Here is an 18,565-nt window from a genome sequence, read left to right as displayed (position 1 = left end):
CACGGCAGCCGTGCTTCAGAACGGTAGTCGGCCGGTCAGCATGTACCACCACATTTTCCAGTCGCCCCGGAAGCGGCCCAGGGGATGCCGGAAAGTGGGTGGCCGGTTGAGTTCAAAGAAATGTGCGCTGTGCGAAACCGCTGCGACACCTTGGAGAAATGGCTATCGCCACTACATTGACTTGACCGAGACCACTTCGACAAAACGAAACTTCTTCCTGGCTGCCTTGGTAGCTTCTTGCTCGGCTACAAGGGTGCTGAGCGTATCAGCCTCATGAATGATCTCGTGCATCTGCCCTTCGAACTCATTGCCCACGCGCAGTGTGACCCTGAGCCTCGGGGTAAAGCCTTTTGAGGTTTTCTGTTGCTTTTTGGGCGTTGCCTTTGGCGGTATCACGACTGCCGGAACGGGTTCTGGCTGAGGGTCAGCTTCCGTCGACACTGCGGGCACAGATACGCCGAATAGCGCCTGTCGCATCTCTTCTTCCGTCAATTCGGTGTTCATACTGTTTCTCAGGGGGGATTCAGGAAAGGCTTGGCCGCGATTGAAGCCATTGCTCGTGGCCGTGGGTCATATATTAACTGAGCGCAAACATCTGCGTTCTGTTGTCTTTTTTCGCGGGTGGCTACATGGCGCAAGCGGATTGGTCTCGTTGAGCGTGACGGCCCGCACCAGCGCAAAACATCATAAAAATAGATGATCTTAATAAATCACATAATAACAATATCTAATAATTAGCTTATTCCAAAAAAGACTTTCCCTCGGGTTTTTTATAGGAATATCTTCACTTCACAGACCGACCCCATACCTGGCGGAGGACGTACCCCCGACCACCAGGAGCCTGTAAAAGGCTAAATGGACCGATCTCGACATGCAAGACCTCGCCGCCCCGCTGCCCCTCAAGCACTTCCACCTGTCACTGCTGACCAGTTCGCTGCTGCTGGCTGCGGCGCCCTCCTTCGCCGAAACCGCTACGCAAGACGCCAGGCTCGGTACCGTCACCGTGATCTCCACCGGCCTGCGTGGTCAGGCGCGCACCGTGGCCGACAGCCCGGCGCCGATTGATGTGATCAACAGCGAGCAACTGCTCAAGACCGGCCGCGCCGAGCTGTCCGAAGCGATTGCCAAATTGCTGCCGTCCTTCAACTTCGGCACCAACATCGCCGGCTACAACTCGGTGACCCGCCCGCTGAGCAACCGCAGCCTCGGCCCCGCCTACACGCTGGTGCTGGTCAACGGCAAACGTCGCCACAACGGCGCCACCGGCCAGCGCGGGTCCATCGACAACAGCGGTGCGAATGCGGTGGACATCGACTTGATCCCGGTCAGCTCGGTGGACCATATCGAAGTGCTCAAAGACAGCGCAGCGGCCCAGTACGGGTCCGATGCGGTGGCGGGTGTGATCAACATCATCCTCAAGACCGGCAGCAGCGGCGGTCACCTGGAAACCAGTTACGGCCAGTTGTTCTCCGGCCAGGGCGAGACCATCAAGGTGGCCGGCGACCAGGGCTTCACACTGGGCGATGGCGGCTTTTTCCACCTGTCGGCGGATGCACGCAAACGTGGCGAAGCGTCGTGGAACGACAAGGCCGACGGCAGCGTCAGGGCCTTCAACGATCCGGCCAAGGAAGCCGCCTGGGACCGCGTAGCGATCAAGAACGGCGACCCCGACCTCAAGGCCTTCAACCTGGCCTATAACGCCGAACTGCCCCTGGAAGACCTGACCCTGTACTCATTCTCCACCTACGGCGAGCGAGACGCCGAGGCCGCCAACTACTTCCGCCTGCCGACCGGCCGGGCCGCCGTGCCCGAGGTGTTCCCCGACGGTTACTACCCGTTGAACAACATCAAGGACCGCGATTATCAACTGCTGTTCGGCGGCAAGGGCCAGGCAGCCGAATGGAACTGGGACCTGAGCACCACCTACGGGCGCAACAATGTGCACCACTCCAGCGACCTCAACATCAACCCGTCCCTGGGCACCGCATCACCGACCAAATTCGACAACCTGGCGACCTTCCGCTTCGAGCAGTGGGTCAACAACCTGGATTTCACCCGCCGCTACGACAGCCTGTTCAACCTGACTTCGCCGGTGCAGGTGTCGGCCGGACTGGAACATCGCTGGGAGCACTTCAGCACCTTCGCCGGCGACCCCGAGGCCTATATCACCGGTTCGTACCCGGCGGCATCGGGTGCCCAGGCGGCGGTGACGATTCGTCCGGAAGACGAAGTCAGCCTGATCCGCAACAACTACGCCGGCTACCTGGACCTGGGCTTCGACCTGACCGAACGCTGGTTTCTCGACGTCGCCGGGCGGGTCGAACATTACGATGACGACTCAGGCAACACCTTCGGCCTGAAAGTGAACTCGCGCTACGAACTCACCGACAGCCTGGCCGTACGCGGCACTGTCGGCACCGGTTTCCGTGCGCCGTCCCTGACCCAGATCGGCTACACCGTGGCCGACAACCGCGTGTCCACCGACGTGAACGGCAACGTAGTACCCGCCGTCACCCGCCTGACCCCGTCGGGCAGCAACCTGGCCAAGGCGTTGGGCGGTGATGACCTCAAGCCGGAAAAATCGCGCAACCTCGGGCTGGGCCTCACCTGGCAACCGGCACCGCGCACCAGCATCACTGCCGATGCCTACCTGATCGACATCGACGACCGCATCGCCCTGACCAGCAATATCTACGACCAGGGCAACGGCGTGATCAACGGCATCCTCACCGGCCAAGGCGTGCCCTCAGGCACCTGGGTCAACTATTACACCAACGCCTTCGATACCCGCACCCGTGGCCTGGACGTGGTCGCCGACCACACCACACCGCTGGATACCTGGGGCGAAGTGCGCTGGAGCCTGGGTTTCAACTGGAACAAGACCACCATCGAAGGCACCCGCGACACACCGAATGCGCTGGCCAATTCCGGCGTGACCCTGGTGGGCCGCGACCGCGAAGGCGACCTGACCGAAGCGTCGCCCAAGACCAAATGGATCCTGGGCGCCAACTGGAAGGTCGAGGACCTCGCAGTCAACCTGCAAACCAGCCGCTACGGCGCGGTCAAGACGCTGGCGGTCAACCCCACGGGCGACCGCAGCTTCGGCGCCAAATGGATCACCGACCTGGACGTCAGCTACACCTTCGTCGACCAGATCACCGTGAGCATCGGCGGCACCAACATCTTCGACGTGCGCCCCGACCGGCACGCCGTCTACAGCAACCTGGGCCTGGCGCCCTACGGCAACCCGCCGTTCTACCCCGGCGGCGGCTACTGGTACACCAAGCTGGCCTACGACTTCTAAGCCAATCGCCATACGAGGGCATCCCATTGAACACCTCCAACTTGATGAGCCGTCTATTGGCCCCTTGCGCCCTGGCATTGAGCCTGGCCGCCTGCTCGCCTTCGGGCAGTGACAGCCAGGTCGGCAAGACCCTGAATATCGCCTTCTTTGGCGACAACACCACGCTGGTCAGCGTCGACCCATTCCAGGTCTATTGGCTGGAACACCGGGTGTTGCTGCGCAATGTCGCCGAGTCGCTGACCGACCAGGACCCGCAAACCGGCAAGATCATTCCCTGGCTGGCCAACAGCTGGGAAGTCAGTGACGACGCGCTCACCTATACCTTCCACCTGCGCGATAACGTCACCTTCAGCAATGGCGAGCGCTTCAATGCCGTGGCGGTCAAAACCGCCTTCGACAGCAACAAGGCGCTGGCCGCCGAGTTGCCGGCCACCTTCGGCGCCACCTACCTGGCGGGCTTCGATCACGCCGAAGTGGTGGATGACCTGACCGTCAAACTGGTGCTGGCCAAACCCAACGCCGGGTTCCTGCAAGCCACGTCGACCACCAACCTGTCGATCCTGGCGCCCGCCTCTTATGCGCTCAGCGCCAAGGAACGCTCGCTGGGCAAGATCATCGGCACCGGGCCGTTCGTGCTGGCCAGCTACACCCCGGAAGTCGGCGCGCACCTGACCAAACGCAAAGGTTACGCCTGGGCCTCGGCGAATATGAAAAACCAGGGCGAAGCGCACCTGGATGCGGTGGACGTCACCTACATCCCCGAGGAAAGCGTGCGCAACGGCCTGTTCCTGCAAGGCAAGGCCGACATCCTGTGGCCGCGCAACCCGTTCTCCGAGGTCGACCTGAAGCTGTTCCAGTCCAAGGGCGCGACCATCCAAAGCCGCTCGCTGCCGGGACCGGCGTTGAACCTGTATCCCAACACCCGTGACGGCCGTGCCCTGGGCGACAAGCAGGTACGCCTGGCCCTGCAAAAAGCCATCGACCGCAAGAGCTACGCCAGCACCGTGTACAACGCTGAATTCCCGGTGGTGGACGGCATCTATGACGTGACCACGCCTTACTTCAAGAGCCAGGGGGCCAAGCTGGTGTATGACCCGGCGGGCGCGGAGCGCCTGTTGGATCAGGCAGGCTGGGCCAAGGGCGCCGACGGTTACCGCAGCAAAAACGGCAAGCGCCTGAGCCTGAGCTACAACATCAGCCCGGCTGAAACCGCAGGCGACGTGCTGATCCAGGATCAACTGCGCAAGGTCGGCATCGAGTTGAAGCTCAGCGTGGTCACCCGCGCCGAGTGGGTCGCCAACAACTCCGCCGGTAACTATGACCTGACCATCAACTACATGACCCGCGCCGACCCGATCATCCTGCAGACCATCCTCGATCCGCGCACCGCCAACAGCTCAACCCTGGCCACCAACCTCTACGAACCGGCGGTACTGGACACCGCCAAGGGCCTGTTCGACGCCGGCATCACCGCCACCCAAAGCCAGCAACGTGCAGCCGCCTACGGCGCCCTGCAAGACCTGTTGGTGGATGAAGGCTCGGCGTTCCCGGTCTACGAGCGCGTGTGGCAGGCGGCGACCTCGTCCAAAGTGAAAAACTTCCGCTGGACCGCCGAGGGCTTTGCGCTGTTGGGTGATATCGAGGTCGATGCACCATGAGCCGCTACCTGATCGGCCGGGTCGGCCAGGCGCTGCTGGTGCTTTGGGGTGCCTACAGCATCACTTACTTCATCCTCTATTTGCTGCCGGGCGATACCTTGTCGATCATGCTCAGTGCGTCCGGCATGGAGGCCGACGCGCTGTCGGTGGAAGACCTGGCCAAGGCGCGGGCCTATTACGGGCTGGATAAAGGCCTGTTTGAGCAATATATCGACCTGCTGCTGGGCGCGTTGCACGGTGACTTCGGCCAGTCATTGTCGCTCAACCGCCCGGTGGCCGAGTTGCTCGCCGAGCGCCTGCCACAGACGCTGTCCCTGGCGGGGCTGGCGATTGTGCTGTCGCTGCTGGGCGGCATTGGCCTGGCGTACCTCACCGCGTATATCCGCTGGCAACCGTTGAAAAAGGCGCTGGCGCGCTTGCCGTCCCTGGGCTTTTCGGTGCCGGTGTTCTGGATGGGCTTGCTGCTGATCCAGGTGTTTGCGTTTGGCCTGGGTTGGTTTCCCGCCACCGGCAGCCGGGGCTTCGAAAGCCTGGTACTGCCGGCGATCACCCTGGCGATCCCCAGTGCGGCGGTATACGCCCAGGTGCTGCAACGCAGTTTTCAGGGCGTGTGGAAAGAAGCCTATATCGTCACCGCCTACGCCAAAGGCCTGAGCCGAGGCCAGGTGCAGGCCCGCCATGGGTTCAGGAATGCTGCGCTGCCCATCCTTACGCTGATCGGTTTGCAGGTGGGCAATACCGTGTCCGGCGCCGTGCTGGTGGAAACCATCTTCGCCCGCTCCGGCATCGGCCGCCTGGCCCAGGAAGCCGTGCTGCGCCAGGACATTCCAGTGGTGCTGGCCATCGTTGCCGTGTCGGCGGCGGCCTTTGTCCTGGTGAACCTGCTGGTGGACCTGCTTTACCCGTGGCTCGACCCGCGCATCTCCCACACGCCCAAGGTGTCCTAGACCATGACGACGCTTACCCACAAACGCGTGCGCAGTGAAACCCTCTGGCGCCGCCGCAGCCCCTGGCAACGCGCCGCGGCGACCCTGCTGCCCTTGTTGCGCCGGCCGGGGTTCAGCCTGGCGGTGCTGGTGGTGCTGTTCTCGCTGGTCGCCGCCGTGGCACCGCACCTGCTGAGCAGCTTCGACCCTTACGCCACCGCCCCCGCAGCCAAGCTCACCGCGCCTAACCTGAACCACTGGTTCGGCACCGATGAACTGGGCCGCGACCTGTTTACCCGCGTGGTCTACGGCGCGAGCCTGTCGGTGCTGGCAGCCTCGATGGCGGTGGGGATCGCACTGGTGGGCGGACTCGGGCTGGGCATCTTGTCCGGGTTTGCCGGTGGCCGTCTCGATGCGGTGATCATGCGCGTGGTCGATGTGCTGCTCGCCCTGCCCGGCCTGCTGCTGGCCCTGGCGATCGTCACGGCCATCGGTTTTGGCACCGTGCCGGTGGCCATCGCGGTGGGCATCGGCATTATTCCGGGCTTTGCCCGCACCACCCGCGCCGAAGTACTGCGGGTGAAAACCCTGCCCTATGTAGAAGCCGCACGCCTGGGCGGTGCCAGTTGGGGCCGCACCTTGCTGCGACACATCCTGCCGAATGCCTGGGGCCCGGTGGCGGTACTGGCTACCCTGGATTTCGGCGCGGCAATCCTCGCCACCGCAGGCTTGAGTTTCCTCGGTTTCGGCGCCGCGCCACCGGCGGCGGAATGGGGCACCCTGATCGCCAACGGCCGGCACTTCCTGATCACCGCACCGTGGGTGTCCTTGCTGCCCGGGCTGTTCCTGGTGGCGGTGGTGTTCAGCCTCAACCATATCGCCCGCACCTTTGAGGAGATCCAGCGATGAGCGCGCTTTTGATCGATGTACGCCAACTCAGTGTCGATTACCGCGCCAGCGGCCAGGTCAATCCGGCGGTGCGTTCGCTGTCGTTTTCCCTGGCGCAGGGCGAAACCGTGGCGATTGTCGGCGAGTCCGGCTCGGGCAAATCCACCCTGGCCAACGCCATTCTGGGCCTGCTGCCGGACAACGCGCAGATCAGCGCCGGGCAACTGTGGGTCGACGGCCATAACCTGACCCACGCCAGCGAACGCCAGAAACGCAGCCTGCGCGGCCGCACCATCGGCCTGGTGCCACAGGACCCGATGGTCAGCCTCAACCCCACCCTGCGCGTCGGCCAGCAGATTGCCGAGGCGTTGATCCTGGCCAAGGGCAAGCGCTACCCCGGCGTCGATGCGGATATTGTCGAGTTGCTGCAACAGGTGGGGATCGACAAACCGGTACTGCGTGCGCGTCAGTATCCCCATGAACTCTCCGGCGGCATGCGCCAGCGCGTGCTGATCGCCATCGCCCTGGCCGGTAACCCGCGCCTGATCATCGCCGACGAACCCACCAGCGCCCTCGACGTGACCGTGCAGCGCAAGATCCTCGATCACCTGCAACGACTGGTCAGCGAGCGCGGCATTTCGCTGCTGATCATCACCCACGACCTCGGCGTAGCCACTGACCGCGCCGACCGCATCCTGGTGATGCAGCACGGCGAGGTGGTGGAACAAGGCCCGCCAAAGCAGATCCTGGCCCAGCCCAGCCACGACTACACCCACGCCCTGATCGCCGCCGCGCCCGCCTTCGCCAGGCGCCGCGAACCGTTGATCAATCTCGACTTGGGGCGCCAGCCGATCCTGAGCCTGCACAACGTCGGCAAGACGTTCGCCCTGCCCAAGGTCAAGGGCGAGGCGTCGACCTTCCTGGCCCTGGAGGGTCTCAACCTGGAGGTCTACCCCGGCCAGACCCTGGCTATCGTCGGCGAGTCCGGCTCGGGCAAGAGCACCGCGCTGCGCATCGCCCTCGGCCTGGAGAAGCCAAGCCAGGGCCGGGTGAGGTTCGAACAGCAAGACGTCACTGACCTCAGTTGGCGCGACTTCCGCCCATTGCGCCAGCGCCTGCAATTGGTGCAGCAAAACCCCTTCGCCGCCCTCGACCCGCGCTTTACGGTGTTCGACAGCATTGTCGAACCACTGGTGTCGTTCGGTTTGCTCAAGGGCGCGGCGCTGGAGCAGGCCGCGCGGGCGTTGATCAGCCGCGTGCACTTGCCGGTGAATTTCCTCGACCGCTTGCCCCGCGAGCTGTCCGGCGGCCAGTGCCAACGTGTGGCCATCGCCCGCGCCCTGGCGTTGAAACCCGACCTGCTGCTGCTGGACGAACCGGTCAGCGCACTGGATGTGTCGGTGCAGGCACACATTCTCGACCTGCTGCAGGAACTGCAACGGGACATGGGCATTGCCTATGTGCTGGTGTCCCATGACCTGTCGGTGGTCGCCAACTTCGCCCATGAGGTGCTGGTGCTGCGTAATGGCCGCGTGGTGGAACAGGGTTCGGTGGAGCAGATCTTCAACCGCCCGGCCACCGCGTACACCCGCGAACTGATTGCGGCCATCCCTGGCCAGCTGCTCAGCGCAACGGCGGCGTAATCAGCGGCTCACTGCTTGGCGTGCTTGACCTGCACCTCGGGCATCGCCGAAGAGTGATGATTCAGAATCTTCCACTGGCCGCCCACCTGCTCATAAACGAAGGTGTACCGCGCCTGCACCTGGCTGACCTTACCCTTCGCGTCAGTCAGGGTGAAGGTGTAGACCCCGCTGTCCATGGCCACGTTAGTGCCCAGTTGGCGGATTTCACGGTAGTTGATCTGGCCGACCGGCTTGAGCGCCAGGAAGTGATCGAAGTAGTCCTTGATCTGGTCCGGCGTGGTGCGCACCTGGTTGGACACGGTCGGCTGCAACACCGCGCCCGGCGCATAGAGGTCGACCACCGACGTGACGTTGCCGGTCTGCAGGGCGCTGTTCCAGCGGTCGAACAAACCGGCAATCTCCCGGTCCTTCACATTGGCGGGCGCCTGGGCCACCTCGCGGTAGACATACGGTGACGTTTCAGCGGCCTGAACAAACGGAACGCTCAAGGCAAACATCAGGGCGATTGCTGCGGGCTTGAATTGCATGGGGAGACTCCAGTGGTGTTCGTTGAGCCCACTTTGCCAAACCGAGCATGGCGCGCCATCGGCCAATCGGAGTCATTTACCTATGCCATTTGGCAGATAGCCGCCAAGGCGTTTAACCATGTTTAATAGACGCCCCGCCCTCCCTGCATCGCTGGAGCATCACCCATGCATAACCTGCCCCATGACCCCGGCAGCGCCTTGGCCATGCGCGCGCATTTGCGCCAATCGCAAAGCCGCACGGCGCGGCTGCGGCTGTTGGTGGATACCGGACAGGAGCTGAGCCAACTGGCCCCCGACGCCATGCGCGAACGCGTGCTCGTGCGCGCCTGCGCGTTTCTTGCGATGGACCACGGCCTGCTGCAGGAATGGGACGCCGAAGGGGCCGTCCATACCACGGCAAGCCATGGCAGCCCGGCGCGCCTGAACGGCCTGGCGGCCCTCGCCGACCGCGACCTGCGCGCACCACGCTGGCAGGAACAGCCGCACAGCGTGCTGCAAGTGCCATTGTGTGGCAGTGACGGCCAGGCTTTTGGCCTGCTGGTGCTGGGCAACAGCGTCAGCCTGCGGGCGCCGGAGCACGAAGACAGCGAATCCCTGCAACTGCTCGCCACCCTGCTGGCTGCGCACCTGGAAAACGATCGGCTGTTGACCACCCTCAAAACCCGCGACAAGACCCTGTCGGACCTGGTCAACCGCCTGTTCCGCGCCCAGGAGGACGAGCGCAAACGCGTGGCCTACGACCTGCACGATGGACTGGCACAGACGCTCGCGGGTTTGCACCAGCGACTGCAAGGCTTTGCCGGCCGCTGCCCCGCACTGCCTGACGCACTCGCCGCCGATTTGCAGGCGATCCTCACCCTGGCGCAGCACTGCGTCGGTGAAGGCCGGCAATTGATCGCCGGCCTGCGCCCAACGGTGCTGGATGATTTCGGCCTGTTCAAAGCCCTCGACAAGGAAGCCGACCGCCTGCGCGACGCGGGCATCAGCGTGGTGTGGCAGGCGCAGTGTGAAACGCGCCTGGCCAGCCAGGTGGAGATCGCGCTGTTCCGGATCGGCCAGGAAGCCATCAACAATGTCCTCAAGCATGCCCACGCCAGCCGGGTGCACTTGACCCTGGCGTTGCACGACAGCCAGGCATCCCTGCGCGTGGACGACAATGGCAAAGGCTTCACTTGCGCGCCATTGCGCGATGACGCCCAGCACCTGGGCCTCGCGACCATGCAGGAGCGCGCCAGCCTGCTGGGCGGTAGTTTCACCTGCGTCAGCGCAGCCCACAGCGGTACCCAACTGCACGCCCGCGTGCCGGCCCATTTGCCTGGAACCCCTCAATGACCCACGTCCTGCGTCTCGTGCTGGCAGACGATCATGAAGTCACGCGCACCGGTTTTGTCTCGCTGCTGGCCGGCCTTGCGCAGTTCGAGGTAGTCGGTCAAGCCAGCGATGGGCTGCAGGCGGTTGAGCTGTGCGAACAGCTGCTGCCGGACATCGTCATCCTCGACATCCGCATGCCCGGGCTCAACGGCTTGGGCGCCGCGCGTTTGCTGCAAGAGCGCCTGCCGGCGGTGAAGGTGGTGATGTTCACCATGGACGACAGCCCCGAATACCTGGAAGCGGCGATGAATGCCGGCGCCGTCGGCTACTTGCTCAAGGACGCCAGCCGGGCCGAGGTGATCGACGCCCTGCAACACGTGGGCGCCGGCGGCGAAGCGCTCAACACGGCGGTCAGCGCGCGGCTGTTGCGCCGCATGACCGAACGCCAGGCCAGCGGCGCAGCCCCCAGCGAAAACCTCACCCCCCGCGAGCGCCAGGTACTGGGCCTGGTGGCCAACGGCATGAGCAACCGCGCCATCGGCGAACAGTTGGGGATCACCACCGGCACCGCCAAGGCCCATGTGGAGCGCGTGATCGGCAAGCTCGGCGCGGCTGATCGGACCCAGGCTGCCGTGCGCGGCATCGCCCTGGGCCTGGTGACGTCACCATGAAGCGGCGTTGGGCTGACCTGCCGCTGCGGGGCAAGGCGCTGGTGGTGATCTCGCTGCCGCTGGTGGTGCTGTTGCTGTCCCTGGTGCTGATCTACACCACCGAACGCCAGACCGCCCGCGCCGAAGAAGACGTGCGCCGGGTGCTGCGCGTGCAAGGCGATATCCAGGCCGTGCACACCCTGCTCGCAGAAGCCGCCGCCAGTGTGCGCGGCTACCTGCTCACGCACCGTGAAGACTTCCTGCCCAGCTACCTCAACGCCGGGCCACAGATCGAATCCGCCCTGCGCCGGCTCGACCGCAACGTGCGTGATCCACGGGTGCGTGAGCAACTGAGCGCCATCAAGCCGCTGATCGAAGGCAAGGTCGACGGCCTGGAAGAGATGCTCAAGGACCGCGACGCCACACCGCAATCGATCAGTACCATCCTGATCAGCAACAAGCACATCCTCGATGCCTTGCGCCAACACATCAGCACCATGCTCACCCTGGAGGAATCGTTGCTGGCCGAGCGCAGCGCTGCGGCGGCCGAAACCCGTCAACGGTTGCTGCTGTCCACCTGGCTGGCGGCGATCTGCGGGCTGTTTGGGGCGATTGTTGCGGTGCTGTTCCTGTCCAAGGGCATTGTGGCGCGGGTGCAGAATGTACAGCGCAATGCCCAGCGCCTGGCGTTGGGCTCGCCCCTGCTGCCGCAACCGCCGGAACACGATGAAATCGGCCAGTTGGGCACCAGCCTGGTGGAAGCCGGGTTGCTGCTGGCCGAACGCGAGCGCGCCTTGCGTGACAACGAAGAACGCCTGCGGCTGATCATCGACGGGGTCAAGGACTACGGGATCTTCGCCCTCGACACGGCGGGCCATGTCACCAGTTGGAACAACGGCGCCGAGCGGATCAAGGGCTATACCGAGCAGGAAATCATCGGGCAGCATTTCTCGGTGTTCTACTTGCCCGAGGAATGCCCGCAGCACCCGGACATGGCGCTGCGCGAAGCCACCCTTAATGGCGATTACACCGAGGAAGGCTGGCGCTGCCGCCAGGACGGCACGCGGTTCTGGGCCAGCGTGGTGATCACCGCCCAGTACGACGGCACCGGCGCCTTGCGCGGCTTTTCGAAGATCACCCGCGACATCACTGACCGCCGCGCTGCGGAAATCGCCCTGCGCAAGGCCCGTGAGGAAGCCGAGCGCGCCAGCCGCGCCAAAAGCGAGTTTCTGTCGCGCATGAGCCACGAACTGCGCACCCCACTCAACTCGATCCTGGGCTTCGCGCAGTTGCTGGACATGGACGCGCCCAAGGCGCAAAAGGCCGACGTCGGGCATATCCTGCGCGCCGGCCAGCATCTGCTGACGCTGATCAACGAAGTGCTGGACATCGCCAAGATCGAGTCAGGAAGCCTGGCGTTGAATATCGCGCCGATCCCGCTGGCGGAGGTCTTGCAAGAGGCACTGTCGCTGGTCTCGCCGATGGCTGCCGACGCCGGCATTCGATTGCAGCCATTACCGGACTTGGCGGCGGACGTGGGCATCGTGGCCGACCGCCAACGCCTCACACAGGTGCTGCTGAACCTGCTGTCCAATGCAATCAAATACAACCCGCGCGATGGCGAGGTCAGCATCGAAGTCGTCGTTGATGGCCCGCGTATCGGCGTGTCGGTGTGTGATACCGGCCACGGCATTGCAGCGGACCATATGGGGCAACTGTTCAAACCGTTCGAGCGCCTGGGCGCCGACCCGAATGTGGAAGGCAGCGGCCTGGGCCTGGCCCTGAGTAAAAGCCTGCTGGAAAACATGGACGGCCACCTCAACGTGCAGAGCCAGGCCGGCATTGGCTCACGCTTCACCTTGGAACTGCCGTTCACGCGCGTGGCGCCATTGCAGCGCATCGCCACGCCCGTCATCGACACGCAGGCGCCGCGCCCTGCCCCCACGGCCTGCGCGCACCTGGGCAAGGTCTTGTGCATCGAAGACAACCTCTCCAGCCTGGCGCTGATCGAAACCCTGCTGCAACGCCGACCGGGGATAAAACTGCTGTCGAGCATGCAAGGCCAACTGGGCCTGGACCTGGCCGCGCAGCACGCGCCGCAGTTGATTCTGCTGGATGTGTGCCTGCCGGACCTCGACGGCGTGAAGGTGCTGCAACGCTTGCGTCAATCGCCGATCACCCGTGACACCCCGGTGCTGATGATCACCGCCGACGCCAGCGACCTTACCCGCCAGGCCTTGCAGGCGGCAGGCGCAACCGCCGTGTTGAACAAGCCGATCAACGTGCCCGCGTTTCTCGCCCACCTCGACCAGTCTTTTATGGAGCCCATGTGAACCTCGACCTGCGCATTCTGATCATCGACGACCAACGCCCGAACCTGGACCTGGTAGAGCAACTGCTCGCCCGCGAAGGGCTGACCAACGTGCTGAGCAGCACCCAGCCGCTGCGCACGCTGGAGCTGTTCAACAGCTTCGAACCGGACCTGGTGATTCTTGACCTGCACATGCCGCAATTCGACGGCTTCGCGGTGCTCGAACAACTCAACCGGCGCATCCCCCAGGGTGAATACCTGCCGATCCTGGTCCTTACCGCCGACGCCACCCGCGATACGCGCCTGCGCGCCCTGGCCCTGGGCGCCCGGGACTTCATCAGCAAACCGCTGGACGCGCTGGAAACCATGCTGCGGGTGTGGAACCTGCTGGAAACCCGAGTGCTCTACAAGACCCTGCGCACCCTGGTGCCCGCCGAGCACATCGAGTTGTTGCAAAGGCGCCAGGCAACGGGCACTCTGCCCGCCGCCGGGGACAACCCGGCTTGACTTCCCCTCGGTTCATGCACTTCAAGGACGATCCGCACATGGCGGCTTCAAACAAATGGCTGATGTCGTCAGTCGCGTATTACCTGGATTTTTTCACCGTCCCCCTGTTTGTCGGCCTGGCGCTCTGCCTGGCGCCGCTTGAGCCGCTGCAACTGCTCGCGGGCCTGCTGGCCTGGACACTGGTGGAGTATTCGGCGCATCGCTTTCTGTTCCATTCGCTGTATCGCCACGAGCACTGGACCCACCATGTGGATGTGCTGGCCTATATCGGTGTATCGAGCTGGAAAACCAGTTCCACCTTTGCGGCGTTACTGCTGCTGGCCTGGTACACCGGCCTGACCTCGGCGTTTGTCGGAGCGGTCACGGGCTACTTCTATTACATCTCGGTGCACTACGTGATGCACCGGCCAGCGCATTGGGCCTATGGGTTTATTCCAGGGTTGGTGGCCAATCACGATCTGCATCATCGCAAAGGCATCGAGAAGAACTTCGGCGTGTCTTCGCCGCTGTGGGACCATGTGTTTCGCACGTATATTCGCGCAGACCGTGCCTGAACCGCCGCTGAGCTATTGTTTTTATCACGAATCAATCTAGCGCTGCGTACACCTGCGTTCTCAACCTTATCTACGCTCTAGCCCGTGCCAGGAGGCGCATTGAAGAGTCCATGACGGACCCACTGTCTCCTGGCGCCTGATGCCTAGGAGATAACGATGAGAATGGAAACCCATCGCCCCCGGCCTGGGTTCGGCTGTGCGCTATTTGGCGCGTTGCTGAGCCCCCTGGTCGTCGCGGCCCCCACGCTGTCTACGCAAATACCCTTCGATGTCACGGCGACGCCGCCGTTTTCCCTCACCAGCCTGCAAGCCAACTTCGACGAGATGTCATGGCAGACGTTTATTGCGCTGAACTGGCCGGTGCTGGCCGATGGCAAGCCCAATACCGGTGTGCAGATCGGCCAGCAGGACGCGGCCACGGTGTGGGAGAGCTACAAAGAGAGCTATCAGATTTTCCTGCCCCAAGGGCAGAAACCGGCGGCCTGGCAGGCGCCCGCCAACGTGCCGGCAGCCTGTGAGGGCAAAGGCTCGGGACGCTTGTTGCAGCAAATGGGCAAGGTGCCGGATGTGCTGGACGAGTTTATCCAACCGTTTCAAAGTGGCCCGCTGGTGGACCAGAGCGGCGTGTACACACGCAATGAAATCGTGGTCAACCAATCGATGTTCGACGGCATCGTCAACAATGGCCTGTACAGCATCCAGGGCCAGCAGGCGTTTTTTGCCGCCAGCCCGACCAATGCGGTGGCGTTCAGTTGTGGCGACCCGGCCACCAGTGACGTAGGTTCGCTGATGGTCAAGGCGTCGTGGAAGGTGCTGGACGGCAACGACCAGCCTGGCAGTTTCCATACCGTCGATGCCCTGGTGTATACGCCGGGCAACAGCGACCCGAGCAAGGGGCCGGTGGTGGCCGAGTCCTGCGTTGCCGAGCCGGTGGGGCTGGTGGGATTGCATATCGTGCACAAGACCACCAGCGCGCCGCAGTGGGTGTGGTCGACCTTCGAGCACGTCGACAATGTCCCGGAGAAAACCACGCCGCCCGCCGAGCGCAAAGGCCCGTATTTGTTCTACAACGCCAGCAGCCATGCCGAGGTCAACCAGCCGCCGCCCCGGCCGTGGAACCCGGCGGTAAAGGCCACGCCATCACAGATCGTGCGTGAAATCCCTTTGACCGACGAAACCAAGGCCCTCAACACCACCTACCAGAACCTGCTGCGCACGGTTAATCCCAATAGCGTATGGGCCAATTACCAGTTGATCAGCACCCAGTGGCCGACCCTCAGCGGCCAGCCCCCGTGCCAGATCTCGGCCACCAAGCCGTTGGGCAACCCGGCGCCGTCATTCCTCGCCAATGCCACGCTGGAGACCTATATCCAGGGCACCGTGCCCCAGGCGTCGTCGAGCTGCATTGCGTGTCACGGCAATGCGGCCACCCACGTGACGCAATCACCGCGCACCAGTTTCGCCGACTTCACCTACCTGCTCGAACGCGCCCAATCCACCGGTGTGACAAGGAGTCAGCCATGAGTACCGACCTGGACAATTTCACCGGCCTGAGCGTGGTGCTCACCGGCATCAATCAGGAACTGTTGGCGCCATCGGTCGACCCCATCGGCCTGCCAAGCACCTTTCTCGATTTCATCGGCCCACGCCTGGGGCAAACCGTGCTCAGCGCCCTGCTCGCCCAATACGCCGAGCTGGTAAGTGAGCAACAGACGCCGCAGCAAATCGGCACGGCCATCCTGATGCAGAACGGCCAACCCGCCGCGACACAAACCGCCCAGGCAGCGCGGGCAATCATGAAGTTGTGGATGCTCGGCGTGTGGTATCAGCCGTATACCCAAGGCGCGTTCCCGGTGAACGAGCAAACCGTGGTCAGTGATGAGGCCTACACCCAGAGCTGGGCGTGGAGCATCGCGCAGGCTCACCCGATGGGCTACAGCGAGTTTTTCTTCGGCTACTGGAACAGCCCGCCACCGAGCCTGGAAGACTTCACCGGGGTCACCGCCAGCCCACAGCCAGGAGCATCGTCATGAGCAGCGAACAAGCAGATGTCGTGATCGTCGGTGCGGGCCTCGCGGGCAGCATCATTGCATACCAACTCGGCCTGGCGGGGGTGAAGGTGCTGGTGCTGGAGTCCGGCCCGGAAGTCCCGGCCAACCGTAACCAGTACCTGCAGCGGTTCTACACCGCCACGCTGAAGACCCCCGAATCGCCCTACCCGCCGGTCAGCACGCTGAGCCCGGCACGCAACCCGGCCGAACAGAACGCGCCACGGGCGACGATTGCCGACCTGATCCTGGGCTGGGACAACCCCGAGGTCAGTTACCTGGTGCAGAAAGGCCCGCTGCCATTTACCAGCACGTATGAACGGGTCGGCGGCGGCACCACCTGGCATTGGGTCGCCACGTGCCTGCGCATGTTGCCCAATGATTTCCGGATGAAGTCGCTGTACGGCGTGGGCGTGGACTGGCCCATCGGCTATAACGACCTGCAAAGCGCCTATTGCCGCGCCGAAGCGGAAATCGGCGTGGCGGCCAACGTCGCCGACCAGGCTTACCTGGGCATCACCTTCCCGACGAACTATGAATACCCGATGACCAGCATTCCGTTGTCACTGGTCGATGGCAGCTTCGTCAGCGCGGTGCAGGGCCAGTCATTCCAGGGCTTGCCGCTGGTGGTCAGCCCGACGCCGGCCGGGCGCAACTCACAGCCGTATGCCGGGCGCCGGGTGTGCGCGGGCAATACCAACTGCACGCCGATCTGCCCGATCCAGGCCAAGTACGACGCCACGGTGACCCTGAACAATGCACTCAACACCGGCAATGTACGGGTGCTGTACAAAACCGTGGCGAGCAAGGTCACGGTGGCAGCGGACAAGACGGTCAGTGGCATCGAGTTTATCCAGTACCAGTTGGGTGATGGACCGGCCACTGGCACGGGCGTCGCGGTCGGCCAGCGTTATGTGATCGCCGCCCATGCCATCGAGACGCCCAAACTGCTGCTCAACTCCACCAACAGCGCCTGGCCCAAGGGCGTGGCCAACAGCAGCGGCCAGGTCGGTCGCAGCCTGGCGGACCACCCGATCTACCTGGCGTGGGGCTTGATGCCCGAAGGCAAGACGGTGTTCCCGTACCGTGGCCCGGTGGCCACCTCCGGCATCGAAAGCCTGCGCGACGGTGCCTTTCGCAGCCAGCGTGCAGCGTGGCGGATCGAGATCGGCAACGAGGGTTTCAACTGGCCGATCGGCGACCCCTACACCACCGTCGCCGACCTGATCGACGGCACCAACGTCAGCCGCACCAACCCGTTGCCAAACGCCACGGGCGCGCCCCAGGTGCTGTTCGGCACGGCGCTGGTGCAGCAGTTGAACAACTTGCTCACCCGGCAATTTCGCGTGGGCTTTTTGGTGGAACAAGTCGAGGACGATCCGAACAACGCCAACTGCTACATCGTGCCGTCCAGCCAGTACCAGGACCGCCTGGGCATCCCGCGCCCGGAAATCCACTACGACCTGTCGGACTACACCAAGGAAGGCTTCAAGCAGGCGCGGATTCTCGCCAGCCATGTCATCACCGAACTGCTCGGCGCCACCGAACTGACGGCCGACATCAAGCCGGGGCTGTTTGACTACCAGGGCGAGTCGTACTCTTTCCAGGGCGCCGGCCACTTGATGGGCACCTACCGCATGGGCGCGGACCCGGCCACCTCGGTGGTCGACAAGTACCAGCGCAGTTGGGACCACAACAACCTGTTCCTGGTGGGCGACGGCGTGTTCCCCACCACCGGCACCTCCAACCCGAGCCTGACCATCGCCGCGCTGTCGATCCAGGCCGGCGACACGCTGTGCAACGACCTCAAGGCCGTCACCGTGCAGGTGCAAGCGAACCAACCATGGCAAGGCACTGGCGTGCAGATCAACGGCCCAAGCCCGCGCCTGGTGCGCTATGTCAGCGGCCAATGGCTGGCCAGCCCGGTCGGCGGCATGGTCGATGGCAATGGCAGTCCGGGGTTGATCGCCAAGGCGGGCTACACCCTGTCCGGTGCCAATGAAGGGGCGCTGATTGGGCGTGTGGGCAACAGTGGCGCGCCATTTCTGGTGGGGGATCTGGCCGAGATTCCGCCGGGGCAGACCGGGGAATTGCAGCTGTGCATCAACGATGACCTGGAGGGGCGGTATGGGATTGGGCTGGGGGATAACCAGGGGGGGCTGACGGTGCTGGTCGGGTTCGGTACCGCGTAAAAAACCAGGGCTGCGAGCGTGCTCAGCTCGCAGCCCTGGTGCCCTC

Annotated in this window: 15 protein-coding genes and 1 pseudogene; 13 read left to right on the top strand and 3 right to left on the bottom strand. The window is 63.8% G+C overall.

The window, feature by feature from the left end; translation table 11 throughout:
- Nucleotides 1–15: 15 nt before the first annotated feature.
- Nucleotides 16–117: pseudogene (locus tag AOA60_RS09860) on the bottom strand (Mpo1-like protein); the annotation flags it as partial.
- A 54-nt stretch (nt 118–171) separates the two neighbouring features.
- Nucleotides 172–504, bottom strand: a complete 333-nt coding sequence (locus tag AOA60_RS09855; RefSeq protein WP_099584268.1) for a hypothetical protein — start codon at nt 502–504, stop codon at nt 172–174.
- A 367-nt stretch (nt 505–871) separates the two neighbouring features.
- On the opposite strand from AOA60_RS09855, the gene AOA60_RS09850 reads away from it, so the two are divergent.
- From AOA60_RS09850 to AOA60_RS09830, 5 genes are read left to right on the top strand one after another with little or no spacing between them, the layout of a single operon-like run.
- Nucleotides 872–3,304 (top strand): TonB-dependent siderophore receptor, encoded by a 2,433-nt coding sequence (locus tag AOA60_RS09850; RefSeq protein WP_099584267.1) that lies wholly within the window; start codon nt 872–874, stop codon nt 3,302–3,304.
- A 44-nt stretch (nt 3,305–3,348) separates the two neighbouring features.
- On the top strand, nt 3,349–4,962 hold the full coding sequence (locus AOA60_RS09845) for an ABC transporter substrate-binding protein (protein WP_178075345.1): 1,614 nt from the start codon (nt 3,349–3,351) through the stop codon (nt 4,960–4,962).
- Nucleotides 4,959–5,909, top strand: a complete 951-nt coding sequence (locus tag AOA60_RS09840) for an ABC transporter permease (RefSeq protein WP_099584265.1) — start codon at nt 4,959–4,961, stop codon at nt 5,907–5,909. Before AOA60_RS09845 ends, AOA60_RS09840 begins: the two co-directional genes overlap by 4 nt.
- Before the next feature lie 3 nt (nt 5,910–5,912).
- A complete protein-coding gene (locus AOA60_RS09835; RefSeq protein WP_099584264.1) occupies nt 5,913–6,797 on the top strand; it encodes an ABC transporter permease in 885 nt (294 codons plus the stop codon).
- Nucleotides 6,794–8,419 (top strand): ABC transporter ATP-binding protein, encoded by a 1,626-nt coding sequence (locus AOA60_RS09830; protein ID WP_099584263.1) that lies wholly within the window; start codon nt 6,794–6,796, stop codon nt 8,417–8,419. Before AOA60_RS09835 ends, AOA60_RS09830 begins: the two co-directional genes overlap by 4 nt.
- An 8-nt stretch (nt 8,420–8,427) precedes the next feature.
- On the opposite strand, the gene AOA60_RS09825 is transcribed toward AOA60_RS09830, so the two are convergent.
- On the bottom strand, nt 8,428–8,946 hold the full coding sequence (locus tag AOA60_RS09825; protein ID WP_099584262.1) for an SgcJ/EcaC family oxidoreductase: 519 nt from the start codon (nt 8,944–8,946) through the stop codon (nt 8,428–8,430).
- A gap of 165 nt (nt 8,947–9,111) precedes the next feature.
- On the opposite strand from AOA60_RS09825, the gene AOA60_RS09820 reads away from it, so the two are divergent.
- The 8 genes from AOA60_RS09820 (at nt 9,112) to AOA60_RS09785 (ending at nt 18,519) form a co-directional block, all read left to right on the top strand.
- The gene (locus AOA60_RS09820; protein ID WP_099584261.1) at nt 9,112–10,278 is read left to right on the top strand and encodes a sensor histidine kinase; all 1,167 of its coding nucleotides are present in this window, start codon (nt 9,112–9,114) and stop codon (nt 10,276–10,278) included.
- Entirely contained in the window at nt 10,275–10,928 is a 654-nt protein-coding gene (locus tag AOA60_RS09815) for a response regulator transcription factor (protein ID WP_099584260.1), read from the top strand. The genes AOA60_RS09820 and AOA60_RS09815 overlap by 4 nt, the downstream gene beginning before the upstream one ends.
- Nucleotides 10,925–13,240: an ATP-binding protein gene (locus AOA60_RS09810; RefSeq protein ID WP_099584259.1), complete on the top strand. Its 2,316-nt coding sequence runs from the start codon at nt 10,925–10,927 to the stop codon at nt 13,238–13,240. The genes AOA60_RS09815 and AOA60_RS09810 overlap by 4 nt, the downstream gene beginning before the upstream one ends.
- A complete protein-coding gene (locus AOA60_RS09805) occupies nt 13,237–13,725 on the top strand; it encodes a response regulator (RefSeq protein ID WP_099584258.1) in 489 nt (162 codons plus the stop codon). The genes AOA60_RS09810 and AOA60_RS09805 overlap by 4 nt, the downstream gene beginning before the upstream one ends.
- Nucleotides 13,726–13,763: 38 nt before the next feature.
- Nucleotides 13,764–14,279, top strand: coding sequence for a sterol desaturase family protein (locus AOA60_RS09800; RefSeq protein ID WP_099584257.1), 516 nt, complete (start codon nt 13,764–13,766; stop codon nt 14,277–14,279).
- Nucleotides 14,280–14,435: 156 nt separating this feature from the next.
- Complete coding sequence (locus AOA60_RS09795; RefSeq protein WP_099584256.1) at nt 14,436–15,803, top strand: cytochrome C; 1,368 nt, start codon at nt 14,436–14,438, stop codon at nt 15,801–15,803.
- Nucleotides 15,800–16,312 (top strand): sorbitol dehydrogenase, encoded by a 513-nt coding sequence (locus AOA60_RS09790; protein WP_099584255.1) that lies wholly within the window; start codon nt 15,800–15,802, stop codon nt 16,310–16,312. The genes AOA60_RS09795 and AOA60_RS09790 overlap by 4 nt, the downstream gene beginning before the upstream one ends.
- The gene (locus tag AOA60_RS09785) at nt 16,309–18,519 is read left to right on the top strand and encodes a GMC family oxidoreductase (protein ID WP_099584254.1); all 2,211 of its coding nucleotides are present in this window, start codon (nt 16,309–16,311) and stop codon (nt 18,517–18,519) included. The genes AOA60_RS09790 and AOA60_RS09785 overlap by 4 nt, the downstream gene beginning before the upstream one ends.
- Nucleotides 18,520–18,565: the final 46 nt, after the last annotated feature.

It is taken from the genome of Pseudomonas sp. 2822-17, assembly GCF_002742485.1.
Classification (GTDB): Bacteria; Pseudomonadota; Gammaproteobacteria; order Pseudomonadales; family Pseudomonadaceae; genus Aquipseudomonas; species Aquipseudomonas cyclaminis.
This window is presented reverse-complemented; position numbering and strand designations above follow the sequence as displayed.

Coding starts and splice junctions, on each gene's coding strand:
- AOA60_RS09855 (WP_099584268.1), bottom strand. CDS start 504: ATGAACACCGAATTGACGGAAGAAGAGATGCGACAGGCGCTATTCGGC.
- AOA60_RS09850 (WP_099584267.1), top strand. CDS start 872: ATGCAAGACCTCGCCGCCCCGCTGCCCCTCAAGCACTTCCACCTGTCA.
- AOA60_RS09845 (WP_178075345.1), top strand. CDS start 3,349: ATGAGCCGTCTATTGGCCCCTTGCGCCCTGGCATTGAGCCTGGCCGCC.
- AOA60_RS09840 (WP_099584265.1), top strand. CDS start 4,959: ATGAGCCGCTACCTGATCGGCCGGGTCGGCCAGGCGCTGCTGGTGCTT.
- AOA60_RS09835 (WP_099584264.1), top strand. CDS start 5,913: ATGACGACGCTTACCCACAAACGCGTGCGCAGTGAAACCCTCTGGCGC.
- AOA60_RS09830 (WP_099584263.1), top strand. CDS start 6,794: ATGAGCGCGCTTTTGATCGATGTACGCCAACTCAGTGTCGATTACCGC.
- AOA60_RS09825 (WP_099584262.1), bottom strand. CDS start 8,946: ATGCAATTCAAGCCCGCAGCAATCGCCCTGATGTTTGCCTTGAGCGTT.
- AOA60_RS09820 (WP_099584261.1), top strand. CDS start 9,112: ATGCATAACCTGCCCCATGACCCCGGCAGCGCCTTGGCCATGCGCGCG.
- AOA60_RS09815 (WP_099584260.1), top strand. CDS start 10,275: ATGACCCACGTCCTGCGTCTCGTGCTGGCAGACGATCATGAAGTCACG.
- AOA60_RS09810 (WP_099584259.1), top strand. CDS start 10,925: ATGAAGCGGCGTTGGGCTGACCTGCCGCTGCGGGGCAAGGCGCTGGTG.
- AOA60_RS09800 (WP_099584257.1), top strand. CDS start 13,764: ATGGCGGCTTCAAACAAATGGCTGATGTCGTCAGTCGCGTATTACCTG.
- AOA60_RS09795 (WP_099584256.1), top strand. CDS start 14,436: ATGAGAATGGAAACCCATCGCCCCCGGCCTGGGTTCGGCTGTGCGCTA.
- AOA60_RS09790 (WP_099584255.1), top strand. CDS start 15,800: ATGAGTACCGACCTGGACAATTTCACCGGCCTGAGCGTGGTGCTCACC.
- AOA60_RS09785 (WP_099584254.1), top strand. CDS start 16,309: ATGAGCAGCGAACAAGCAGATGTCGTGATCGTCGGTGCGGGCCTCGCG.